Below are 24,212 nucleotides of genomic sequence, written 5' to 3' on the forward strand. Positions count from 1 at the left end.
ATCAGATTCCTTGTTCACTGAGCCACAGGTTCAGGGCCGCCAGTTGCCACAGTTTCGAACCGCGCAGCGGCGTCAGTTGGCCTTGCGGATCAGTCAGCAGTTTGTCGAGCATGGCCGGGTTGAACAGGCCGCGATCCTGGCTCGGATCCAGCAGCAGTTCACGCACCCAGTTCAGCGTGTCGCCCTCCAAGTGCTTGAGGCCTGGTACCGGGAAGTAACCTTTCTTGCGGTCGATCACTTCGCTCGGAATCACCAGGCGCGCGGCTTCTTTCAACACTTGTTTGCCGCCATCGGGCAGCTTGAACTGGCCGGGAATTCGCGCCGACAGTTCCACCAGGCGATAGTCGAGAAACGGCGTGCGCGCTTCCAGGCCCCAGGCCATGGTCATGTTGTCGACGCGTTTGACCGGGTCGTCCACCAGCATCACCGTGCTGTCCAGACGCAGGGCTTTATCCACCGCCGCATCAGCGCCGGGCTGGGCAAAATGCTCTTTCACGAAGTCGCCAGCGGCGTCATTCGCGGTCAACCATTTCGGCTGCACGGTGGCCGCGTAGTCGTCGTAGCTGCGGTCAAAAAACGCCGCACGATAGGCCGCGTATGGATCGGTCGCGCCATCGACTTGCGGGTACCAGTGATAACCGGCGAACAGCTCATCCGCGCCCTGGCCGCTCTGCACCACTTTGCAGTGCTTGGCCACTTCGCGGGACAACAGGTAGAAGGCGATGCAGTCGTGGCTGACCATCGGCTCGCTCATCGCACGGAACGCGGCGGGCAGTTGCTCGATGATCTCTTTTTCGTCGATGCGCAATTGATGGTGCTGCGTGCCGTAGTGCTTGGCGATCAGATCGGAATACTGGAATTCATCGCCACGCTCGCCGCCGGCATCCTGAAAACCGATGGAAAAGGTCGACAGGTTCTCCACGCCGACTTCGCGCAGCAGGCCGACGAGCATGCTCGAATCGACACCGCCGGAAAGCAGCACACCGACATCCACCGCCGCCCGTTGCCGAATCGCTACCGCTTCACGGGTGCTGTCGAGCACACGGTCGCGCCAGTCTTCAAGGGTCAGGTTTTTCTCGTCGTCGTGTGGGCCGTAGGGCAGGGTCCACCAGGTTTTCTGCTCGGTGCGGCCATCGGCTTCGACGCGCATCCAGGTCGCTGGCGGCAGCTTTTCGATGCCCGCGAGCAAGGTGCGTGGAGCCGGCACTACCGCATGGAAATTCAGATAGTGATTGAGCGCCACCGGATCGAGGATCGGGTTGATATCGCCGCCCTTGAGCAGCGCCGGCAGGGCCGAGGCAAAGCGCAAACGCTGGCCGGTGCGCGACAGGTACAAAGGTTTCACGCCGAGACGGTCACGGGCGATGAACAGGCGCTGGGCGTCGCGCTCCCAGATGGCGAACGCGAACATGCCGTTGAGCTTCGGCAGCAGTGCTTCGCCCCAGGCGTGATAGCCCTTGAGCAGCACTTCGGTGTCACCGCCGGAATAGAACGCATAGCCGAGCGCTTCGAGCTCGGCGCGCAGTTCCGGGAAGTTGTAGATCGCGCCGTTGAAGGCCAGCGACAAGCCCAATTGGCTGTCGATCATCGGCTGCGCCGAGCCGTCCGACAGGTCCATGATTTTCAGGCGACGATGGCCTAGGGCAATCGGCCCTTGAGCATGGAAGCCCCACGCGTCGGGGCCGCGAGGGGCCAGGTGATGGGTGATTCGCTCAACCGCTGCAAGGTCTGCAGGTTGATGATCAAAACGTAACTCGCCAGCTAGTCCGCACATAAAGTCCTTACCGGTTTTTCCGTTGGGGAGGGGTGATTCAAGTCTGGCCAAAATGGCCGGTACTCAGAAACTGACCCGCTGCAGATGTGGGAGTTTTAGAACGATGAGTTATAAGAGGGGGCGACTGACCAGCGGCCAGTCGCGATTTTTCATTTGCCGCGAATCAACGTGCGCAGTGCAAAACGATTGGGGTGGCAGGCTTCGGCGACGCTTCTGGGCAGTGGCAGCGGCTCGTTGTCCAGCCACGCCGCGAGCAGTTCGCCAGACAGCGGCGCGGTGATCAGCCCGCGTGAACCGTGGCCGCTGTTGACGTACAGGCCATCGAGCCACGGGCAGGCAATGTCCGGCACTTGTCGTGCATCCTTGCTCAACGCGGCATAGGCCTGAGCGAAAGCTGCGCGGTCGGCAAGCGGGCCGACGATCGGCAGGTAGTCGGGGCTGGTGCAGCGGAACGCGGCGCGTCCCTCCAGGGTTTCCGGGGGCAGTTCATCGATGTGCAGGCGCGCCACCAGATCGCTGGAAATCTCTTCGAGCATCGCCAGATTGCCCAGATGCTCGGCGGTGGTCGGGGTCAAGTCGTCACTGTTGAAGTCGAAACTCGCGCCGAGTGTGTGTTCGCCCAAGCGAGCCGGCGCGACATAACCTTCGGCGCAGACCACGGTGCGCAGCGCCTGACTCTCGGCAGTTTGCGGCAGGCGCGTGATCTGCCCGCGGATGCGTTTTAGCGGCAGCTCGGCACTTTGCGCAAAGCGTTTTATTTCCGCAGCACCGGCCAATACCACGACCGGGGCGCTGGCGAGCAGGCGGTCGCCGTCGAAGGCTTGCCATTGATCATCGACCCTGCGCAGTTCCAGCACGTCATGATGCTTGAGCAGTTCGATGTTCGCTTGCGCGGCTTGTGCCTGGCACAGCGCCGGCGGATGCACCCAGCCGCCTTCGGGGTAGAACAAGCCGCCGTGCGCCACAGCAATCCCGGCTTGAATTTCGGCTTGCGGCTGATCGAGCCAATGCACCAGATCTTCCGGAAACGCCGCGGCCAGTTGTGCCTGACGCTCGGCTTCCTTGGCATTGAAGGCCAATTGCAGCACACCGCAATCGTCCCAGTCCGTGCCGCGTTGCAGGGTTTCCAGCAGGCGGCGGGTGTAGCCGAAGCCGCTGACGATCAGTTGCGACAACGCGGTGCCGTGGGCCGACAATTTCAGATAGAGCACACCCTGCGGATTGCCCGACGCCTCTTGCGCCACGGCCTCGTGACGCTCCAGCAGACTGACTTGCCAGCCGCGTGCGGCGAGGCTGGCAGCGGTCGCACAACCAGCCAGCCCGGCGCCGATCACCAGCGCGCGCCGCTCACCGGTCAACGGGGCAGGGCGGGCGAACCACGGTTTGTCCGGTGCCGGTGGCGCAACGTCGTGTGGCCAGCCAAGAAACTCGCCGCGCAGGATCTCCCACTTGTGGCCGATGCCCGGGGTGCGTTTCATCTTGAACCCGGCGGCGTTGAGCAAGCGTCGCACCCAACCGGTGCTGGTGAAGGTGCTGATGGTCGAGCCGGGCGCGGCCAGTCGCGCGAGTTCGGCGAACAGTTCGGCGGTCCACATGTCGGGGTTTTTCGCCGGGGCGAAACCGTCGAGAAACCACGCGTCGATCTGCGCATCGAGTTGCGGCAGTTGCTCCAGCGCATCGCCGATCAGCAGCGTCAGGGTCACCCGGCCATTGCCGAGAATGATCCGCTGGAAGCCCTGATGGATCGCCACGTAATGGGTCAGCAACTGATCGGCCAGCGGCTTGAGATCCGGCCACAAGGCCAGCGCTCGTTGCAGGTCGGCCGGACTCAGCGGGTACTTTTCGACGCTGACAAAATGCAGCCGCGCACCGGCCACCGCATGCTGCTCGAACAACTGCCAGGCGCAGAGAAAATTCAGCCCGGTGCCGAAGCCGGTTTCGCCGATTACCAGTCGCCCATTGGCCGGCAGCGCGGCAAAACGCTCGGCCAGACGGTTCTGTTCGAGGAACACGTAACGGGTTTCATCCAGCCCCGACTGGTCGGAAAAATACACATCATCGAACACCCGCGAGCGCGGACGTCCGTGGTCATCCCAGTCGAGTTGGGCGTGGGGCAATACAGGTTTCATGGCAGGCTCGGCAACGACAAGGCGGCCATTCTAGCTGATCGGGCGCAGGGTGCTTGATCCATGGCAAGGCCCGGCTGTGCAGCCTCGAAGACAATCAACGATTTGAGACGAAAGGCGGGTTTCTTTGTGGCGAGGGAGCTTGCTCCCGCTGGGTTGCGAAGCAGCCCCGAAACCTGCTACCGCAATTTGTCTGGAGGACCGTGGTTGCAGGTCTTGCGACTGCTGCGCAGCCGAGCGGGAGCAAGCTCCCTCGCCACAGTTTGTTCATTCATCCCACTTGCCATGGTGAGCGGAATTTCTCCGCCGCGCCCATGCCCAATCCGCTAGTCTTGCTGAATCCTGGAAGGAGCCGTCCCCATGTTTGAATCCGCCGAAATCGGCCATGCCATCGACAAAGAGACTTACGACGCGGCGGTGCCTGCGCTGCGTGAAGCACTGCTGGAAGCGCAGTTCGAGTTGCAGCAGCAGAAACGTTTTCCGGTGATCGTTTTGATCAACGGCATCGAGGGCGCCGGCAAGGGCGAGACCGTCAAGTTGCTCAACGAGTGGATGGACCCGCGCCTGATCGAGGTGCGCACCTTCGACCAGCAGACCGATGAAGAACTGGCGCGGCCACCCGCATGGCGTTACTGGCGGATGCTGCCGGCCAAGGGCCGGATGGGGATTTTCTTCGGCAACTGGTACAGCCAGATGCTCCAGGGCCGTGTGCATGGATTGTTCAAGGATCCACGTCTGGATCAGGCAATCAACGCCGCCGAGCGTCTGGAAAAAATGCTTTGCGATGAAGGCGCGCTGATCTTCAAGTTCTGGTTCCACCTGTCGAAGAAACAGATGAAGGCGCGCCTCAAGGCGCTGGCCGACGATCCACTGCACAGTTGGCGCATCAGCCCGCTGGACTGGCAGCAATCGCAGACTTACGACAAGGTCGTCAAATACGGCGAGCGCGTGTTGCGCCGTACCAGTCGCGACTATGCACCGTGGCACATCATCGAAGGGATGGACGCCAATTACCGCAGCCTCGCGGTCGGCAAGATTCTGCTCGAAGGTCTGCAGAACGCCCTCAAGCGTCCGCAAGTAGAGGCCGATGAGGTCAATGCCGCGCCGCTGAGCACGGCTGTCGATCAGTTGAACCTGCTCGACAGTCTTGACCTGACCCAGCGGCTGGAAAAGAAAGACTATGAAGAACAATTGATCACTGAGCAGGCGCGGCTGTCGGGGCTGATGCGCGACAAACGCATGCGCCGGCACGCTTTGGTGGCGGTGTTCGAAGGTAACGACGCAGCGGGCAAGGGCGGGGCGATCCGACGGGTGGCGGCGGCGCTCGATCCGCGTCAGTACAACATCGTGCCGATTGCTGCGCCGACCGAAGAGGAGCGCGCGCAACCGTATCTGTGGCGCTTCTGGCGACACCTGCCGGCACGGGGCAAATTCACCGTGTTCGACCGTTCCTGGTATGGCCGGGTGCTGGTCGAGCGGATCGAGGGCTTTTGCAGTCCGGCCGACTGGCTGCGGGCCTACAGCGAGATCAACGACTTCGAAGAGCAGATCGCCGACGCCGGGGTGATCGTGGTCAAGTTCTGGCTGGCCATCGACAAGGACACGCAGATGGAGCGTTTCCAGGCCCGCGAAGAGATCCCGTTCAAGCGCTTCAAGATTACCGAGGACGACTGGCGCAATCGCGAAAAGTGGGATGCCTACCGCGCCGCCGTGGGCGACATGGTCGACCGCACCAGCACCGAGATCTCGCCGTGGACGCTGGTCGAGGCCAATGACAAGCGCTGGGCCCGGGTCAAGGTGCTGCGTACGATCAACCGGGCGCTCGAAGAGGCGTTCGCGAAGTCCGACAAGCACGCGAAAAAACACAAGGACTGAAGCGATGGACACGCATACGCGGGGTGAATGATTGTCGCGGTCGGCGGCAGGGTGGACTTATGCTCGGTTGACTCTCTCCGACAACAACAATTGAGGTATGCCATGCGTGAAGTGGTGATCGTCGACAGCGTGCGGACCGGCCTGGCCAAGTCCTTTCGCGGCAAGTTCAACCAGACCCGTCCCGACGACATGGCGGCCCATTGCGTCAACGCGCTGCTGTCGCGCAATGACGTCGATCCGGCCAGCGTCGAGGATTGCATCGTCGGTGCCGGCTCCAACGAGGGTGCGCAGGGTTACAACATCGGGCGCAACGTCGCAGTGTTGTCGCGTCTGGGCACTGGTGTTGCCGGCATGACCCTTAATCGCTTTTGCTCCTCGGGGTTGCAGGCGATCGCGATTGCCGCCAACCAGATCGCTTCCGGTTGCAGCGACATCATTGTTGCCGGTGGCGTCGAGTCAATCAGCCTGACCCTCAAGAGCGTCAACACCGATCACCTGATCAACCCGCTGCTCAAGCAGCAGGTGCCGGGCATCTACTACACGATGGGCCAGACCGCCGAAGTGGTCGCGCGCCGTTATGGCGTCAGCCGCGAGGCACAGGATCGCTACGCACTGCAAAGTCAGTTGCGCACCGCCCAGGCGCAGGCGGCCGGGCTGTTCGATGATGAAATCGTGCCGATGGCGGTCAAGTATCGGGTCGAGGACAAGAACAGTGGCGATGTACAGATCCTCGACGGCATTGTCGATCGCGACGACTGCAACCGTCCGGATACCACTTATGAAAGCCTCGCCGGGCTGAAACCGGTGTTTGCCGAGGACGGCTCGGTAACGGCCGGCAACTCGTCGCAGCTGTCGGACGGCGCGTCGATGACCCTGGTGATGAGCCTGGAAAAAGCCCTGCAACTGGGACTGAAACCGAAGGCGTTTTTCCGTGGCTTCACCGTGGCCGGTTGCGAGCCGGACGAAATGGGCATCGGCCCGCTGTTCTCGGTGCCGAAACTGCTCAAGGCCAAGGGCTTGCAAGTGGCGGATATTGATCTGTGGGAGCTGAACGAGGCGTTTGCTTCGCAATGCCTGTATGCCCGCGATCGTCTGGAGATCGATAACGGCAAGTACAACGTCAATGGCGGCTCGATTTCCATCGGCCACCCGTTCGGCATGACCGGGTCGCGGCAGGTCGGGCATCTGGTGCGCGAGTTGCAGCGGCGTGATTTGCGTTACGGCATTGTGACCATGTGCGTGGGGGGCGGGATGGGGGCGACGGGGTTGTTTGAGGCGGTGCGCTGACCCTGCAGACTTGTATTGCCTGTCAGGATGCCTTCGCGAGCAAGCCCGCTCCCACATTGGTACGGTGTACACCGATCAAAATGTGGGAGCGGGCTTGCTCGCGAAGGCTTCAACTCGGTTCATCGGTTGGAGTCCACACTCTGCATCCGCGCGATATACGCCTGAATTTCCTGCTCAGCCTTTTCGGCGCTGTCGAACGGCCCCTCAAGGGTGTTCTCCCGCGTGCAGAAAAACAGCTCTCCATTGACCCGACACATTCGCTCGCTGCGAAAGTGTGTGGCGGGGGCGCTGTCCTGGGCGCGCATTCCGTACATGATCCGGCTCCTTGAGTGATCCGTTGCAGGGATCCAATAAGCTTATGCCTGAAGCACTTGGCGCGCCTCACCAGCCGATCAACGGCAAAGCGTCAATTTAATGCTGCGACCTGCACAGTTTCATTAGCGGCCTGGCCCGAACTGTCCCTGTGTTGCATCTGGCGCCGGGCCTAGAATGATCGCTCTCGTCAGCAGGCATTGGGGTTCGCATGCACATTTCATCCGGTCGCTGGGTCTACGGTCTGTTCCTGGCACTGCTGACGGCGGTTTTGTGGGGCATCCTGCCGATCAAGCTCAAGCAGGTGCTGCTGGTGATGGACCCGATCACGGTGACCTGGTTTCGCCTGTTGGTCTCCGGCGGCTGCCTGTTCATCTACCTGGCGGCCACGCGCCGCCTGCCGAGCCGCAAGGTGCTCGGTCCCCGCGGCGGCTGGCTGGTGTTGATGGCGGTGCTCGGACTGGTGGGCAACTACGTGCTATACCTGATGGGCCTCAATCTGCTCAGCCCCGGCACCGCGCAACTGGTGGTGCAGATGGGACCGATCATGTTGTTGATTGCCAGTCTGTTCGTATTCAAGGAGCGCTTCAGCATCGGTCAGGGCATCGGGCTGGCGGTGTTGCTGATCGGCTTCGTGCTGTTCTTCAACCAACGGCTGGCCGAATTGCTCACCTCGTTGTCGGACTATACCGCCGGCGTATTGCTGGTGCTGTTGGCCTCGACGGTCTGGACCTTCTATGCGCTGGGCCAGAAGCAATTGCTCACGGTGTGGAATTCGTTGCAGGTGATGATGGTGATCTACCTGTTCTGCGCGCTGTTGCTGACACCGTGGGTGCATCCGCTCGAAGCACTGGAACTGAGCCCGGTGCAGGGCTGGCTGCTGCTGGCGTGCTGCATGAATACCCTGATTGCCTATGGCGCATTTGCCGAGGCGCTGGCGCACTGGGAGGCTTCAAGGGTCAGTGCGACGCTGGCGATCACGCCGCTGGTGACCTTTGGCGCGGTAGCGATTGCCGCCGGGGTGTGGCCGGAATATGTGCATGCCGAGCAGATCAATGGACTGGGTTATGGCGGGGCGGTGCTGGTGGTGCTGGGGTCGGCGCTGGTGGCGTTGGGGCCGTCGTTGATTGCCGGGTTGAAGGCGCGGCGGATGCGGATTGCAGCCAGTTAGACCGCGCTGCTCCCATTCGCGAGCAGGCTCGCTCCCACATTGGTACGGCGTACACCGATCAAAATGTGGGAGCGGGCTTGCTCGCGAAGACGGACTTTCAGGCGCTACAAATCTCAGCCCTTGGCGCCAGCCTCGATCATGTTCTCCGGCCGCACCCAGGCATCGAACTCTTCACTGGTCAGATACCCCAGCTGCAGCGCCGCCTCGCGCAGGGTCAGGCCTTCACCGTAAGCCTTCTTGGCGATTTCCGCCGACTTGTCGTAACCGATGTGCGGATTCAGCGCGGTCACCAGCATCAGACCGCGTTCCAGATGCTGGGCCATGACCTGCGCATCCGGTTCAAGTCCGGCGATGCAGTGCTGCTGGAAGTTGCTGCAGCCATCGGCGAGCAGGCGGATCGATTGCAGCACATTGTGGATGATCACCGGTTTGTAGACGTTCAGTTGCAGGTGACCCTGACTCGCCGCGATGCCGATGGTGACATCGTTGCCCAACACCTGACAGGCCAGCATCGACAGCGCTTCGCACTGGGTCGGGTTGACCTTGCCGGGCATGATCGAACTGCCCGGCTCGTTGGCCGGCAGCCTCACTTCGGCCAAACCTGCGCGAGGACCGGAGCCGAGCAGACGCAGGTCGTTGGCGATTTTCATCAGCGCCACGGCGAGGGTCTTCAGGGCGCCGGACAGGCTGGTGAGCGGCTCATGCCCGGCCAGCGCGGCAAACTTGTTCGGCGCGGTGACGAACGGCAGCCCGGACAGCGCGGCGAGTTCCGCGGCAATCGCTTCGCCAAAGCCGTGCGGCGAATTCAGACCGGTGCCGACGGCAGTGCCGCCCTGCGCCAGTTCACACACCGCCGGCAGTGCTGCGCGGATCGCCCGTTCGGCGTAATCCAGCTGCGCGATGAACCCTGACAGCTCCTGACCGAAGGTGATCGGCGTCGCATCCATCATGTGCGTGCGGCCGGTCTTCACCAGTTTCATATGACGTGCGGCCAGTTCGGCCAGACCGCCGGACAGCTCGGCGATCGCCGGCAGCAATTGCTCCTGCACGGCTTTGGCGGTGGCGATGCTCATGGCAGTGGGGAAGCAGTCGTTGGAGCTTTGCGAGCGGTTGACGTGATCGTTCGGGTGCACCGGCGACTTGCCGCCGCGCGGGTTGCCGGCCAGCTCGTTGGCACGACCGGCGATCACTTCGTTGACGTTCATGTTGCTCTGGGTGCCGCTGCCGGTCTGCCAGACCACCAGCGGAAACTGGTCGTCATGCTGACCGTCGAGCACTTCGTCGGCGGCTTGTTCGATCAGGCGGGCAATGTCGGCGGGCAAATCGCCGTTGCGGTCGTTGACCCGGGCAGCGGCTTTCTTGATCAGGGCCAGGGCGTGCAGTACCGGCAGCGGCATGCGTTCCTGACCAATGGCGAAGTTGATCAGCGAGCGTTGCGTCTGAGCACCCCAGTAGGCGTCGTCCGGGACTTCGATCTGGCCCAGGCTGTCGGTTTCGATACGGCTCATCGTGCACACTCCTGTTGGTCTGTTTGCGCAGTTTAGGCCCGGTCGGGGCCAGGTGGTTCCATCGAGCCGATTGTTGACCGCTGCGGCATGGCCAATCAAGCGCGGCAAGGCTCGGGGGTTGAGCCGTGGCGTTATTCAGGCGCAGAATGGGCGCCCTTGGGGTTTTACCTCGCCTGCTAGAAAAGGAAACTCGATGACTCGTCTTCGTGCCATCTGTACCGCGGTTGCACTGGTTTGCGCCAGCGGCCAGGTGCTTGCCGATACCGCCAGCCACAACGCCAGTGCCGAAGCTTTCCTGACCCTGGCGCACGCGGACAAACTGGGTACGCCGGTTTACATGCAAGTGCAGCAAATGTTCGCCCAGCGCTTTGAACAGACCAAAGCCCCGGAATCCAAGAAAGCCGTACTGGAAACCTACCAGGCCAAGGCCAATGCCGCTCTGGACCAGGCCATCGGCTGGAACAAGCTCAAGCCTGACATGGTCAAGCTCTACACCAGCAACTTCAGCGAATCCGAGCTGAAAGATCTGGTCGCGTTCTACCAGTCGCCACTGGGTAAGAAAGTCCTGGAAAAAATGCCGCAGCTGACCCAGCAATCGGCCCAGATGACCCAGGCCAAGCTGGAAAGCGCCGTGCCGGTGGTCAACAAGCTGCTCGACGACATGACCAACGAGCTGGCACCGAAAGGCGCAGCCCCGGCCAAGAAGAAGTAAGCGGAGTTCGTGATGACCATGCAACAACGCATCGAATCGACGCTGGGCCTGCTGCAGCCTGAGCATCTGCAAGTGCTGGACGAAAGCCACATGCACAGTCGCGGGTTACAGACGCACTTCAAGGCAGTGGTGGTCAGCGCGCAGTTCGAAGGCCTGAACCGGGTCAAGCGCCACCAGAAAGTCTACGGCACGCTCGGCGAGCTGATGGGCGAGTTCCATGCGTTGGCGCTGCACACCTACACCCCGCAGGAATGGGCAGAAGTCGGCGCCGCCCCGGCGTCGCCGACCTGTGCCGGCGGTAGCAAACACTGAGGATTGCGAGGCTGCTGTGGCGAGGGAGCTTGCTCCCGCTGGAGTGCGCAGCACTCCCAAGATCCGATTTTTGCGACTGCTGCGCAGCCGAGCGGGAGCAAGCTCCCTCGCCACAGGGTTTCGACAGATCCTAAAACTGCTGTGTTTTTGCTAGAATCCGCAACGCGCCGCTCAGCCGGCGCGTTTTTTTTGAATCCGGTTCACCCTTTGCGAGGGTAGCCACCTGGAGAATTACCCATGACACAACCGATTGTCGTGGCGGCACTGTATAAGTTCGTCACCCTCGAAGATTACGTTGACCTGCGCGAGCCACTGCTGCAAGCGATGGTCGACAACGGTATCAAAGGCACGCTGCTGATCGCCGAAGAAGGCATCAACGGCACGGTGTCCGGCAGCCGCGAAGGCATCGATGGCCTGCTCGCCTGGCTGAAGAACGACCCGCGCATGATCGACATCGATCACAAAGAGTCGTACTGCGACGAGCAGCCGTTCTACCGCACCAAGGTCAAGCTGAAGAAAGAGATCGTCACCCTCGGCGTCGAAGGCGTGGACCCGAACAAAAAGGTCGGCACCTACGTTGAGCCGCAGGACTGGAACGCGCTGATCAGCGACCCGGAAGTGCTGCTGATCGACACCCGTAACGACTACGAAGTGGCGATCGGCACCTTCGAAGGCGCCATCGATCCGAAAACCACCAGTTTTCGCGAATTCCCTGATTACATCAAAGAACACTTCGACCCGGCCGTGCACAAGAAGGTCGCGATGTTCTGCACCGGCGGCATTCGCTGCGAGAAAGCCTCCAGCTACATGCTGGGCGAGGGTTTCGAAGAGGTTTACCACCTCAAGGGTGGCATCCTGAAGTACCTCGAAGAAGTGCCGCAGGAAGAAACCAAGTGGCAGGGCGACTGCTTCGTGTTCGACAACCGGGTGACCGTGCGTCACGACCTCAGCGAAGGCGACTACGATCAATGTCATGCCTGCCGCACACCGGTCAGTGTTGAAGATCGTGCTTCCGAACATTACGTGGCCGGCATCAGCTGCCCGCATTGCTGGGACAAGCTGAGCGAGAAAACCCGCCGCAGCGCCATCGATCGGCAGAAGCAGATCGAACTGGCCAAGGCGCGCAACATGCCGCACCCGATCGGCTACAACTATAAACAAGCATCCACCGAGGCTTAATCATGTCTGCGCGCCTGCTCTATGTGATGGATCCGATGTGTTCCTGGTGCTGGGGGTTCGCCCCGGTCGCCAAGGCATTGGTCGAGCAGGCGCAGGCAGCCGGCGTCGAGCTGCACCTGGTGGTTGGCGGGCTGCGCACCGGCAGCGGTGCGGCGCTGGAACCGACCACGCGGCGCTACATCCTCGAGCACTGGCAAGCGGTCACCGAGGCCACCGGCCAGCCGTTCAAATTCGACGGCGCGTTGCCCGACGGTTTCGTCTACGACACCGAGCCAGCCTGCCGGGCGATCGTCACCGCGCGCAGTCTGGCGCCGGATTGTGCGTGGACACTGGTCGGCCTTATCCAGCAGGCGTTTTACGCTGAAGGTCGCGATGTCACCCAGGCCAGCGTGTTGGTCGAGCTGGCGGAGCAGGCCGGCGTGCCGCGTATCGAATTTGCCGCGTTGTTCGATCATGCCGATCAGCACAAAGCGACTCAGGCTGATTTCAGCTGGGTGCAGGATCTGGGCATCGCCGGGTTCCCGACCCTGCTCGCCGAGCGCAACGGCCAACTGGCGCTGTTGACCAACGGCTATCAACCGCTCAGCGAACTCTCGCCGCTGCTTGGTCGCTGGCTGGAGCGCGCCGCCTGTGCCTGACCTGGCCGATGACACGCCAGCCGTAAAGCGTGTCGACCGGCTGAGCTGGGCAGAAGTCCGGCGTCTGGCACTGCATCACAAAAAATCCCTGTGGATCGCCAACGGCGTGGCCGTGCTGGCGACGCTGTGCAGCGTGCCGATTCCGTTGCTGCTGCCATTGCTGGTGGACGAAGTCCTGCTCGGCCATGGCGACGCTGCGTTGAAAGTCATGAACCATGTGTTGCCGTCGATGTGGCAACAGGCGGCGGGTTACATCGGCCTGATGCTGGTGGTCACTCTGACCTTGCGTTGCAGTGCCCTGTGCTTTGGCGTGTTGCAGGCGCGGCTGTTTGCGCGGCTGGCCAAGGACATCGTCTACCGCATTCGTGTGCGGCTGATCGAGCGCCTGAAAAGGATTTCCCTCGGCGAATACGAAAGCCTCGGCAGCGGCACCGTGACCACGCATCTGGTCACTGACCTCGACACTCTCGACAAGTTTGTCGGCGAAACCCTCAGTCGTTTTCTGGTGGCGATGCTGACCCTGGTCGGCACCGCGAGCATCCTGATGTGGATGCACTGGAAGCTGGCGCTGCTGATCCTGCTGTTCAACCCGTTGGTGATTTACGCCACGGTGCAACTGGGCAAACGGGTCAAGCACCTGAAGAAACTGGAGAACGACAGCACCTCGCGTTTCACTCAGGCCCTGAGCGAAACCCTCGATGCGATCCAGGAAGTGCGCGCCGGCAACCGTCAGGGTTTCTTCCTCGGCCGCCTCGGTCTGCGCGCGCAGGAAGTGCGCAACTACGCGGTCAACTCGCAGTGGAAAACCGACGCTTCGAACCGTGCCAGCGGTCTGCTGTTCCAGTTCGGTATCGACATCTTCCGCGCAGCGGCGATGCTCACCGTGCTGTTCTCCGACCTGTCGATCGGGCAGATGCTCGCGGTGTTCAGTTACCTGTGGTTCATGATCGGTCCGGTCGAACAACTGCTCAATCTGCAATACGCCTACTACGCGGCTGGCGGGGCGTTGGCACGGATCAACGAACTGCTGGCGCGGGCCGACGAGCCGCAATATCCCGGTGGTGTCGATCCGTTCAAGGGCCGGGAAACCGTGGGCATTGAGGTGCAGGGGTTGAGCTTCGGTTACGGCGACGAGCTGGTGGTGGACCAGATGAACCTGTCCATCGCCCCCGGTGAAAAAGTCGCGATTGTCGGCGCCAGCGGCGGCGGCAAAAGCACTTTGGTGCAACTGTTGTTGGGGTTGTACACGCCGTTGTCCGGGACCATTCGTTTCGGTGGTTCTACCCAACAGGAAATCGGCCTGGAGCTGATTCGTGAGAACGTCGCGGTGGTGCTGCAACACCCGGCGCTGTTCAACGACAGCGTGCGCGCCAACCTGACCATGGGCCGTGATCGCAGCGACGAAGCCTGCTGGCAGGCGCTGGAAATCGCCCAACTGGAAGCGACGATCCGCGCCTTGCCCGACGGTCTGGACAGCATCGTCGGACGTTCCGGTGTACGCCTCTCCGGTGGTCAGCGCCAGCGTCTGGCGATTGCGCGGATGATCCTCGCCGAACCGAAAGTGGTGATTCTCGACGAGGCTACTTCGGCCCTCGACGCCGCCACCGAATACAACCTGCATCAGGCCATGGCGCGCTTCCTCAGCGGCCGCACCACGCTGATCATTGCCCATCGCCTGTCAGCGGTGAAGCAGGCAGACCGCGTGCTGGTGTTCGACGGCGGGCAGGTGGCCGAGGATGGCGACCACCAGCAACTGATCGCCGATGGCGGTCTCTACGCCAAGCTTTACGGCCACTTGCAGCGCCTGTAATCAGGCCCAGAGCACTTGCAATGCGGCATCCCCGCCGTCATGGGCGAACTGTTTCATCAGCACCGAACAGGACCTGCACGGCTCCAGGGTCGTCGCGATGTCGATGGAGCGGTACTCCGCGGGATCGGGATATTTTTCGCGCAGGACCCGAATCAGCTTGCTTTCACTGTCCAGTGAAGTCGGGCGAAAGGTTTTTGTCTGCTCATAGGCCTCCAACTCCTTGATCGTCAGCGGCACGGCCAGCAGGTGCTCCTGTTCGTTCACGTCCAGCGAGGTTCGCGGAAAGCTCGGGTTGTAGTCGATATTGATGTAGGTCGTTTGGCCAATGCGCACAGATTCGGGGCCCAGGTGCCGAAACAACGGCAAGCGCTGGGTGGTGCCCTGGGCACCGGAAACGCTGACGTAGATTTCCCGCTGGCCGCTCGCAGTGATGACTTCGGCGTAGGCAATGTTGCGCATGTTGGACGTTTTTTCACTCACAGGCAGCAGTTTCTGTAGCTCGCGCATGGCGTTATCGATGCGCAGCGCTGTTTTTTTGATCCCGGTAATGGTCGACGACAAGAACAGGGTTTCGAAAATTTCTGCGGTTTTGAGTTGAAAGGCTGCCGGTGCGTCTTTTTTACGCGACCAGGTCGCGGCCCCTTCAGGCAACTGGGCAACGATCATCCGGGTCAATTCATCGAACATCACCGCCTCGCCCGGGCTGGTGTCGAGCTTCAGCCATTTCATGTTGGCGGGAGGATTGGCCGTGCCGCCGATGGGGATCGCGATCCGTTCCATGGTGCGCACCGCACGCTGCACTTTTTCCAGGCCGTGCAGGCGCACCATGGTGTTGGCATGCAGCGAGCCGGAGTAGGCCCTCACCAGTTCCGAGCCGCATGTGCCCTCGGCCAGCTCTTGCTCGGAGAGACGATTAAAGGTCAATCGATTGGGCGGTACTTCGCCTTTGGCGATGGTGGCCTGGTAGTTCTCCATGCGATTGACCCGGAAGAATACGTAGTCGGCCGAGTCGTCGATGGCCGGCACCAGGATTGCGCCGACCTGATGCGAATCATCGATCCCCTCATACGTGCCGCCAGTCTTGATCCGGGCAAAAATCCCTTTGCGAAACTGCTGCGTCGCTTGAATCTGCTGCCTCGGTACCAGACTGCTACTACCGAACCCAAGGTGCTTGAGGTCGCCAGTGAGCAGTTTCGGTCTGTTGTCGATGATCTGGTAAAGCTTGGCATCGACCGCGAGGAATGTGCCTCGTTGTCCGGACAAGTCGCCAGGCTCCGAGATTCGCTCGCCGAACCATGGCGCGTAGCCTTTTTCCTTGTCGATGAAGCCGAGCGGTGGCACAGGTGCCGGCTCGCCGGTGATGTAACTGACGCGGCAATCACCCCCGCTACCCGGCGCACGGCGGATTCGGCAGGGCAGTGCGGTCCAGTGCGCACTTTCGTCGAGCAGATCGACCCGGCGCAGTTCATCGCCGTCGAGTCGGTAGGGCACGTCGTCGATCAGCAACGTGGTACGCCCGTCGACCTCAGGCAGGTGCTCTATTCGGCTGTTTTGCGGGAGTTCGATGACGATCTGCTCATCGCCTTTGCGGGTGCCACTGTAATGCGAGCGACCCAGCGACAGGTCGTGGTCCTGCACGGTCAGCCGGGGGCCGTAGGGCTGGCCAGAGAATGGATCGAGCACGTGATGGCGCGTGCCGTCGACCGCCACATTGCGCACCGGTACGTCATCAATGCCCTTGACCACCGCGAGTTGGTCGGCCTGACTCAGCGGTTTCCAGTGTCCCGCCTCAAGCGTCTGCGGCAACCCCTGCAAAAGATCATAGCTGCCGCTCCTGCCGGCGAGTCTTTTCAGGCGCGACACGGCGAGGCGTTCGGCATGCGCCACGGCCCGCACCGCACCGTGGGTACCGCGCAACGCGAGCTTGAGCAGGGCGGGGGCGGCGTCCAGTGGATTGAGGTTGCGCAGGCTGGAAACCAGCAGGGTTTTGCTCAGTTGCGCCATGCTCGGCAGCGCCGCGCGAATCGCCAGTTTGCCGGCCGAGACCGCCAGGCGAATACTGCCGGCGACGAATTTGCCCAGGGGGATCGCGAACGAAACGATGTCGAGCAGCAAGCCGATGGCCCCCAGCAGGCGTGTGCCGGGCTTGTCCGATTGCAGATCGTCGAGGCTGCCCCAGAACGGAATGAACGCTTTGAGTGCGTGGATCCAGTGTTGCTTTTTGTCCTCTCGCTCGAAGCGGGTTTCTCCCCATGCTTCGCGGCGCAATGCCTGCTCGTCGATGTAGAGCAACCGGGTGGCGATGAAACGGCTGATCTGTGCGGTCCGGGCCGAGGTGAAGGTCAGACTCGGCAGGCTTTCGTGATGGACGGGAGGCAGCGCTGACGCTTTGAGGGCGTCGCCCAGCGGCTCAAGAATCGCCGTGCATTTGGCGCCGGTTTTGGGGGGCGCGCCGTCCTTGTGCGCATTGCGATCGAACGGCAGCGTGCGTGCGACAATGCGGGTGATGCTCTGGCCTTTGGTTCTGCCGCGTTTTGGCGGCAGGGGCGGTATGCGTTGACCACCGATATGCCACGTCGTCACGTCCCCGCGCTTGCGGATGATGCCGGCGCGAGGCAGGCATTCGTAGAAATGTGAGACTGTCTGATAAGTCGCCTGCAGCACGAAGCCCATGCGCATGCGCAGCGGCAGGTGAATCTCGGCGGTTTCGAGGTCGGCATGCAGGTGCCGGGTCTCGTTCCTGAGGCTGAGAATCCGTACTTCGCCGTGCTCCAGGGCGCGTCGGTCGGCCGAGGGCAGGGTGACCAGCAGGCTTTTGATCAGGTATTCATAAGCGGCTCGGGTATCGCTCAGGTATTTGTCGAACTGCGCGTCGAATGCTTTTTTGACATCGGGCAATTTGCGCTTGCGTGGAAATCGCGACAGCGGCCGCCCCGGGCCTTTGCTGGCGACGAAACCGCTGTCGAGTGTGCGTTCGGCGCTCAGACTGATCCATTCCTGGGCGGTCTTGCCGTCGTCGCTGACATACCACTTCATGTCGGGTTCGAGCCCGCCGCTGGCATAGACCTCCAGCAGCGGCCAGACGGGCTGCTTCACGTCCGGGGTGTCGATAATGCTGCGGCGCACGCGCCCGGTGTCTTGATGAGGGTGGCGCTTGAGCTGAATGCTGCTGTGTTCGTACAGGTCGTTGGCCAGCGCGCGCTCCAGCATTTGTTTCGCCAGGGGCAGGCGTTGCGGTGGTTCGACATCCAGTTGCAGGATCGCCGTGTTCATCTGCTTGCGGTGATCCTCCAGCGCTTGCAGGGCGAGGGTCGCGGTGGTTGCTTGCTCTGAAGGTGCCAATGCGCCGGTCGCCAGTGCCCAGGTCTGCGCAGCCGCCACGCGTGAAACGGCGATCAGGGCTTGCAGGTCATTGCTGGCGTGTTCGCTTTTCTTCAGCGGCAGGCCGACCAATTGTTCAAAGTTCAGAAAGTGCAGCAGCTCTGGATCAAGGGCATGGGCGAGGTGGACGCCATGCACGAAATTGACCCAGACCGCCGAGCTGGCGTAGGGCAAGTCGTCCGGAATGTCGCGCACCTGAAACTCCAGCGGAAACCGCGTCAGGCAAAGCCATCCCAACAGGTGTTGCTCGGTTTCTGTCGAAGTCCGCTTTGAGGTATCGAGATGGAACAAAAAATCCCGGCGGATGGCTGCGTAGCTTTTCCCGTATTGCTCGCGAGATTGCGGGGCGAAACCGGCGACTTGGGGCGAGCCGCGCTCTTCGGGCACCTCGTACCACAGGCACAGCGCTTCGAGCAGCAGGCGCGCGCCGATGTCCGGGACGGTCTGTTCATCGGCTCGGGCGCCGTACCACTGCAGTTTTTGCAGCAGGCGCTGGCCCAGATCCCGGGCCTGGGCGCTGTCGAGCAGGCGTTCCAGGCAAGTGGCGGGATGCCTGGCAATCTGCATGCGCGTCAGCGAGGGGGTTGTCGCGTTTGCGAGGCAGTCGAGGGCTGACAGGGTTTTACCGTTGAGCCAGTCGCCGATTACATCGTGGATCGCCGCTTTATCGTCCGCACTCATCAATATTGCGAGCGCCGGGGCCTGGCGCAGATTCAGGCGGTGGCTGGCGCGCTGTTCTTCGACGGCGTCGATCAGGCTGGTCAGCGCCAGGGCATCCACGGTGCCCGGCAAGGTGAACCCGGACTCGCGCAACAGCTGCGACAGCGGCAGCAGCCTGTCGGAACGCAGGTGTGCGCCTATACTCAGCAACGCTTGGTGGAAGCGGCGAATCGCCACCGATGCCTTGGCCATGTCCTTGAGGGTGTGGCTGGCAATGCTTTGATCGCGACGGGTGAAGGTAAAGCAGCATTGATCGGCCACGGCGCTGACTTGCAGCAGTGAGCCTTTGGACGCTTGCAGATGCGCGGTCAAGGCGGGTGCGCCGCTGTCTGCGAACAGTGCTTGCAGCAGGTTTTGCGCCTGCTCATGGGCTGTACCCAGGCGTGAATGGGTCTGGGGCGCGAGGTAATAGGTCTCCAGTGAACTCGAAGCGCTGAGCACGGCGCGCAGGGCGCTGGTCATTGCGCGGTATTCGCTCTGTTGGGCAGTATGGCGTTGCAGCGCGGAAGCAGGTGACGGCATGGGAAACGGCTCTTGAATGATTGAAAGCCGTCAGTGTCGAAGTATCGCTGACCCGGGGTGCGGTACATATGTATCGTCGCTTGAAAGTGTTCCGGCTTGCCGGAAGGGGGATCGCCCCCTAGTCTGGCTCTAGCGGTCTCCTCTTGATGATGGCAGTGCATGTGCAAAGGACCTCATGAAGCAAAAAAGGACTCTCGGAACGCCACGGTTGTTGGGCATCGTCTGGCCATTTATTGCCGTCGTGTTATTTCAGGCTTTATTGGGGGGCGTGAGTCTTTACGTCCTGTCGGCCGTTCGCGGCTATGTCGCCGGTGAAAGTCTTTGGTCCAAGGGCCAGAAGGACGCCATCTATTATCTGAACCTCTACGCCGACAGCCGTGACGAGGCGATCTTCCTCAAGTACAAGGAAGCGATTGCCGTGCCGCAGGGCGGTCATCAGTTGCGCCTGGCGCTGGATCGTCAACCGCCGGATCTGCAGGCAGCGCGCGAAGGGATTCTCAAGGGCGGCAACCACCCCGACGACGTCTCGAGCCTGATCTGGCTGTACCTCAATTTCCGTCATTTCAGTTATCTGGAAACCGCGATCGACCGTTGGACGATTGGCGATGCCTATCTGGTCGAGCTGGACAATGTCGCTCGCGAGATGCATCAGCGCATCAGCGACAACGCTGCGACGCCGGCTGACATTCAGCGCTGGAAGGCGCGGATTTTCGCCATCAATGACGGTGTGACACCGGCGGCCAGAGCGTTCAGCGATGCCTTGGGCGAAGGCTCGCGGATGATCCTGCGCCTGCTGTTGTTCACCAACCTGGCCACAGCGCTGGGATTGATCGTGCTGGCATTGTTGCGCACCCACAAACTGCTCAAGCAGCGCCATGCCTTTGCCCAGGCGCTGCAGCTGGAGAAGGATCGGGCGCACATCACTCTGCAATCGATTGGCGACGGGGTGATCACCACCGATGTCAACGGCGCGATCGATTACATGAACCCTGCGGCCGAAGCCATGACGCACTGGAAGTCCGAGCACGCAGCGGGCCTGCCTCTGGCCGCGTTGTTCAATCTCCTGGACGACAACGCGCAGGCCGAAGGGCTGACGCTGATCGAGCATATTCTCAGCGGCCAACTGGTCGGCGGCAGCGAGCACTCCAAGCTGATCCAGCGCCTGGACGGCAGTACGGTTTCTGTGACGCTGGTGGGCGCGCCGATCCGCAATGCCGAGAAAGTCAGTGGCACGGTGCTGGTGCTGCATGACATGACTCAGGAACGGCAGTACATCGCCAACCTGTCGTGGCAGGCGACCCACGATGCCCTGACCGGTCTGGCCAACCGCCGCGAATTCGAGTATCGCCTGGAGCAGGCTTTGCACAACCTGACGCGCCAGCCCGGTCGGCACGCGCTGATGTTCCTTGATCTGGACCAGTTCAAACTGGTCAACGACACCTGTGGTCACGCCGCCGGCGATGAGTTGCTGCGGCATATCTGCACACTGTTGCAATCGGGCTTGCGCGAGAGCGACACCCTGGCGCGGCTGGGCGGTGACGAGTTCGGTATTCTGCTGGAGAACTGCGCCCCGGAAGCCGCCGAGAAAATCGCCGAGAGCCTGCGCCAGACCGTGCAGAACCTGCACTTCGTATGGAAGGGGCGGCCGTTTCTGACCACCGTGAGTCTCGGCCTGGTGCACATCGCCCAGACCCCGACCACCCTCGAAGCGTCATTGCGCGCGGCCGACATGGCTTGCTACATGGCCAAGGAAAAGGGCCGCAACCGGGTGCAGGTCTATCACGCCGATGATTCCGAACTGTCCCTGCGTTTCGGCGAAATGGCCTGGGTGCAGCGCCTGCACATGGCACTGGAAGAAAACCGCTTCTGCCTTTATGCCCAGGAAATCGCTCCGCTGGGTTCCACGGCGGAGGGCGGCGGGCACATCGAAATACTCTTGCGTCTGCATGACGAGGCCGGGCGGATGATCCTGCCGGACAGTTTCATCCCGGCGGCCGAACGATATGGCCTGATGAGTCAACTGGACCGTTGGGTCGTCGAGAATGTTTTTAAAGTCATTGCCCAATGTATTGCCGAACAACATGAAGGTCCGTTGGCAATGTGTGCGATTAATCTTTCAGGCATTACTATCGGAGATGACGCGTTCTTGCACTTCCTGCGTGAACAGTTTGTTGTTTACGCCATACCACCTGAAATGATTTGTTTTGAAATTACTGAAACCAGTGCAATTGCAAATCTTGGGAGTGCAATTCGATTTATTAATGAACTCAAAGGCTTAGGTTGTTACTTCTCCCTTGATGACTTTTGTGCCGGAATGTCTTCATTCGCTTATTTGAAACATTTGCCTGTAGACTTCCTGAAGATCGACGGGAGTTTCGTAAAGGATATGCTGGACGACCCGATTAACCGCGCTATGGTCGAAGTGATCAATCACATCGGGCATGTCATGGGTAAGCAGACAATTGCCGAGTTTGTCGAGACAACCCAGATCGAGCAGGCATTGCTTGAAATCGGGGTGGATTACGCTCAGGGTTATGTCATCGAACGCCCGCAGTTGTTTACCTGCGACAGTTTGCAAAGTCGGCCCGCCAGACCGCAGCCGTTGTTGTTCAAGGCGCCTGGCACGTTCCGTTGAAATCTCTTGCCGATCCTTACAATCACAAATCAAAAGGAGCCGAACAGTGATCGACACATTCAACCGAACCGGACCACTCATGGAAGCTGCAAGTTATCCTGCCTGGGCACAACAGCTCATTACGGATTGCAGCGAGAGCAAGCGCCGGGTTGTCGAACATGAACTGTACATGCGCATGCGCGATAACAAGCTCAGTGCGAAAACCATGCGCCAGTACCTGATCGGGGGCTGGCCAGTCGTTGAACAGTTTGCGTTGTATATGGCACAGAACCTGACCAAGACCAAGTTTGCCCGTCATCCTGGGGAGGATATGGCGCGCCGCTGGCTGATGCGCAACATCCGCGTCGAACTCAATCATGCCGACTACTGGCTGAACTGGAGTCGCGCGCATGGCGTCAGCCTGGAGGATCTGCAGGCCCAGCAAGTCCCGCCGGAACTGCATGCCCTGAGTCACTGGTGCTGGCATACGAGCTCGGCCGATTCGCTGATCGTCGCTATCGCCGCCACCAACTACGCCATCGAGGGGGCGACCGGGGAGTGGTCGGCGCTGGTCTGCTCTACCGGGGTGTACGCCGCGGCGTTCCCGGAAGAAGACCGCAAGCGTGCGATGAAGTGGCTGAAGATGCATGCCCAGTACGACGACGCCCACCCATGGGAAGCGCTGGAAATCATCTGCACGCTGGCAGGCATGAACCCGAGCAAGGCGCTGCAGACCGAACTGCGTCAGGCGGTGTGCAAGAGTTACGACTACATGTACCTGTTCCTTGAGCGCTGCATGCAACTGGAAACCGCCGAGCGGGCGTTGCATGGACGTGAGCGTCGGGCACTCGTAGAGAGCTGATCCAAGGTCTTACCCAAAGCAAAAATGTGGGAGCGGGCTTGCTCGCGAAAGCGTTGTGTCAGTCAGCAATTGTTTGACTGGCACAGCGCTTTCGCGAGCAAGCCCGCTCCCACAGTGGTTTTTGGGTGTCTGGAAGAACTCAGCCAGCCATCGCCAGGCGGTTACGCCCCTCGCGCTTGGCCACATACAGCGCACTGTCGGCCCGGCGCAGCAGGCTGTCGGCCGATTCCCCGGGCAGCAGCGTCGAGCAGCCAAGGCTCACGGTCAGGTCGATCAACTGGCCGTCCGCGAAGTATTCCGCAGCCTGTGCGGCATGGCGCAGACGTTCGCCCACCATGGCCGCCGCGTCCCGGCCGGTGTTGGACAGCAGGATCACGAACTCTTCCCCGCCATAGCGAAACACCATGTCGACGTTACGCAACTGACCCTTGATCGACGCCGCCACCGCTTTGAGCACGTCATCCCCGGCGCTGTGCCCGTGGCTGTCGTTGACCCGTTTGAAGTGGTCGATGTCGAGCATCAGCACCGACAACGGTTGCAGGTGTCGACGTGACATGTCGATCTCGCGTTGCAGGGTCTGCTCCATGGCAATGCGGTTGCCGGTTCCGGTCAACGGGTCGCGCAGCGCACTTTGCGTCGCGGCGCGATAGAGCAGGGCGTTGCGCATCGGGAACAACAGCGACGACAGCAGGGACTCGAGGTTGCCCTGGTCCTGCTCGCTGAAACGCTGGTTGCGGCGAAACACCAGTTCGCCCAAGTGCTCACCTTCGTGGCTGAGGCTGTAGCTGACCGAGTGGTGACCGCGCGCACCGAATTCCAGGCGCAGATCGCTGGCCGAATGCACATACATCAAGGCATCCAGCGGCACAAGGCGCTGAACTTCGCGAAAAAACAGACCGAGTATTCGTTGCGGCTCAAGACTGGTTTGCAGTTGCAGGCTCATTTGCTGACGCAATTGCGCCAGACTGGCCGGGCGATCCAGAAGCGGAGGCAGCTGACCAAAGCCCAGGCGTTGCAATTTGGCACTGTCAAAGTCAATTGCATTGGTCTGGGAAGGTGATTTCATATGGCGTGAGCCCCTAAGCAGTAAGTCTGTCTTACAGGCTGGGTGAGAGCGGCTATGGGCTGCGCGTCATACTGATCCATCAGTCCCGTAGGACATTTGGCGTAAGTTTAGTCTGCCTGATGACGATTAGTCAGCTATCGAAATCGGCCTTGCCCCAGTGCCTTCACACGGCATGCTTTGAGGAAAATTAGAGCGAAAGTCGTGCCATTCGGTTCATCTAAATTAAAACCGTTATGAATCAACAGGATGGCGTTTTTATTTGGGGGTGGGTGGCGGATATTTGACTGGAATGTGACGCTGGCAGGCGGCAAATGTATGCCGCGACGGGAATCCGCCACGGCAA

The 24,212-nt window shown here is 61.2% G+C and carries 16 protein-coding genes; 10 read left to right on the forward strand and 6 right to left on the reverse strand.

Annotation, left to right across the window (positions count from 1 at the left end; translation table 11 throughout):
• Nucleotide 1 precedes the first annotated feature (1 nt).
• The gene (locus tag LCH64_RS05370) at nucleotides 2–1,774 is read right to left on the reverse strand and encodes an N-acetylglutaminylglutamine amidotransferase (protein WP_226499675.1); all 1,773 of its coding nucleotides are present in this window, start codon (nucleotides 1,772–1,774) and stop codon (nucleotides 2–4) included.
• 149 nt (nucleotides 1,775–1,923) lie between these two features.
• Nucleotides 1,924–3,903, reverse strand: a complete 1,980-nt coding sequence (mnmC, locus tag LCH64_RS05375; protein WP_226499676.1) for a bifunctional tRNA (5-methylaminomethyl-2-thiouridine)(34)-methyltransferase MnmD/FAD-dependent 5-carboxymethylaminomethyl-2-thiouridine(34) oxidoreductase MnmC — start codon at nucleotides 3,901–3,903, stop codon at nucleotides 1,924–1,926.
• Nucleotides 3,904–4,260: 357 nt separating this feature from the next.
• Here mnmC and pap point away from each other — a divergent pair, with 357 nt between their 5' ends.
• Both pap and LCH64_RS05385 read left to right on the forward strand, forming a co-directional pair.
• Complete coding sequence (gene pap, locus LCH64_RS05380; protein ID WP_003226946.1) at nucleotides 4,261–5,775, forward strand: polyphosphate:AMP phosphotransferase; 1,515 nt, start codon at nucleotides 4,261–4,263, stop codon at nucleotides 5,773–5,775.
• Nucleotides 5,776–5,877: 102 nt separating this feature from the next.
• On the forward strand, nucleotides 5,878–7,062 hold the full coding sequence (locus tag LCH64_RS05385) for a thiolase family protein (RefSeq protein WP_226499677.1): 1,185 nt from the start codon (nucleotides 5,878–5,880) through the stop codon (nucleotides 7,060–7,062).
• Nucleotides 7,063–7,181: 119 nt separating this feature from the next.
• Here the strand turns inward: LCH64_RS05385 and LCH64_RS05390 are convergent, their stop codons facing one another.
• Complete coding sequence (locus LCH64_RS05390; protein WP_226499678.1) at nucleotides 7,182–7,376, reverse strand: DUF6316 family protein; 195 nt, start codon at nucleotides 7,374–7,376, stop codon at nucleotides 7,182–7,184.
• A 209-nt stretch (nucleotides 7,377–7,585) separates the two neighbouring features.
• Here LCH64_RS05390 and LCH64_RS05395 point away from each other — a divergent pair, with 209 nt between their 5' ends.
• The gene (locus LCH64_RS05395; protein ID WP_226499679.1) at nucleotides 7,586–8,545 is read left to right on the forward strand and encodes a DMT family transporter; all 960 of its coding nucleotides are present in this window, start codon (nucleotides 7,586–7,588) and stop codon (nucleotides 8,543–8,545) included.
• Nucleotides 8,546–8,658: 113 nt separating this feature from the next.
• Here LCH64_RS05395 and LCH64_RS05400 read toward each other — a convergent pair whose 3' ends face one another.
• The gene (locus LCH64_RS05400; protein ID WP_003226940.1) at nucleotides 8,659–10,053 is read right to left on the reverse strand and encodes a class II fumarate hydratase; all 1,395 of its coding nucleotides are present in this window, start codon (nucleotides 10,051–10,053) and stop codon (nucleotides 8,659–8,661) included.
• Between the two features lie 193 nt (nucleotides 10,054–10,246).
• Here LCH64_RS05400 and LCH64_RS05405 point away from each other — a divergent pair, with 193 nt between their 5' ends.
• The 5 genes from LCH64_RS05405 to LCH64_RS05425 all read left to right on the forward strand — a co-directional run bounded on the left by LCH64_RS05405 (nucleotide 10,247) and on the right by LCH64_RS05425 (nucleotide 14,704).
• Nucleotides 10,247–10,765, forward strand: coding sequence for a DUF2059 domain-containing protein (locus LCH64_RS05405; protein WP_003226938.1), 519 nt, complete (start codon nucleotides 10,247–10,249; stop codon nucleotides 10,763–10,765).
• A 12-nt stretch (nucleotides 10,766–10,777) separates the two neighbouring features.
• Nucleotides 10,778–11,077, forward strand: coding sequence for a BolA family protein (locus LCH64_RS05410; RefSeq protein ID WP_003226935.1), 300 nt, complete (start codon nucleotides 10,778–10,780; stop codon nucleotides 11,075–11,077).
• 237 nt (nucleotides 11,078–11,314) lie between these two features.
• Nucleotides 11,315–12,256, forward strand: a complete 942-nt coding sequence (locus LCH64_RS05415; RefSeq protein ID WP_027612407.1) for a rhodanese-related sulfurtransferase — start codon at nucleotides 11,315–11,317, stop codon at nucleotides 12,254–12,256.
• A gap of 35 nt (nucleotides 12,257–12,291) precedes the next feature.
• Complete coding sequence (locus LCH64_RS05420) at nucleotides 12,292–12,894, forward strand: DsbA family protein (protein ID WP_171061881.1); 603 nt, start codon at nucleotides 12,292–12,294, stop codon at nucleotides 12,892–12,894.
• The gene (locus tag LCH64_RS05425) at nucleotides 12,887–14,704 is read left to right on the forward strand and encodes an ABC transporter ATP-binding protein (protein WP_003226931.1); all 1,818 of its coding nucleotides are present in this window, start codon (nucleotides 12,887–12,889) and stop codon (nucleotides 14,702–14,704) included. The genes LCH64_RS05420 and LCH64_RS05425 overlap by 8 nt, the downstream gene beginning before the upstream one ends.
• Here the strand turns inward: LCH64_RS05425 and LCH64_RS05430 are convergent, their stop codons facing one another.
• A complete protein-coding gene (locus tag LCH64_RS05430) occupies nucleotides 14,705–19,327 on the reverse strand; it encodes a deaminase domain-containing protein (protein WP_226499680.1) in 4,623 nt (1,540 codons plus the stop codon).
• Between the two features lie 175 nt (nucleotides 19,328–19,502).
• Between LCH64_RS05430 and LCH64_RS05435 the strand changes: the two genes are divergently transcribed.
• Entirely contained in the window at nucleotides 19,503–21,962 is a 2,460-nt protein-coding gene (locus LCH64_RS05435) for an EAL domain-containing protein (RefSeq protein WP_003226926.1), read from the forward strand.
• 46 nt (nucleotides 21,963–22,008) lie between these two features.
• Nucleotides 22,009–22,803 (forward strand): iron-containing redox enzyme family protein, encoded by a 795-nt coding sequence (locus LCH64_RS05440; RefSeq protein WP_045122577.1) that lies wholly within the window; start codon nucleotides 22,009–22,011, stop codon nucleotides 22,801–22,803.
• Between the two features lie 139 nt (nucleotides 22,804–22,942).
• Here the strand turns inward: LCH64_RS05440 and LCH64_RS05445 are convergent, their stop codons facing one another.
• Nucleotides 22,943–23,869, reverse strand: a complete 927-nt coding sequence (locus LCH64_RS05445; RefSeq protein ID WP_226499681.1) for a GGDEF domain-containing protein — start codon at nucleotides 23,867–23,869, stop codon at nucleotides 22,943–22,945.
• Between the last annotated feature and the right edge of the window lie 343 nt (nucleotides 23,870–24,212).

It is taken from the genome of Pseudomonas sp. MWU16-30322, assembly GCF_020515535.1.
Classification (GTDB): domain Bacteria; phylum Pseudomonadota; class Gammaproteobacteria; order Pseudomonadales; family Pseudomonadaceae; genus Aquipseudomonas; species Aquipseudomonas fluorescens_H.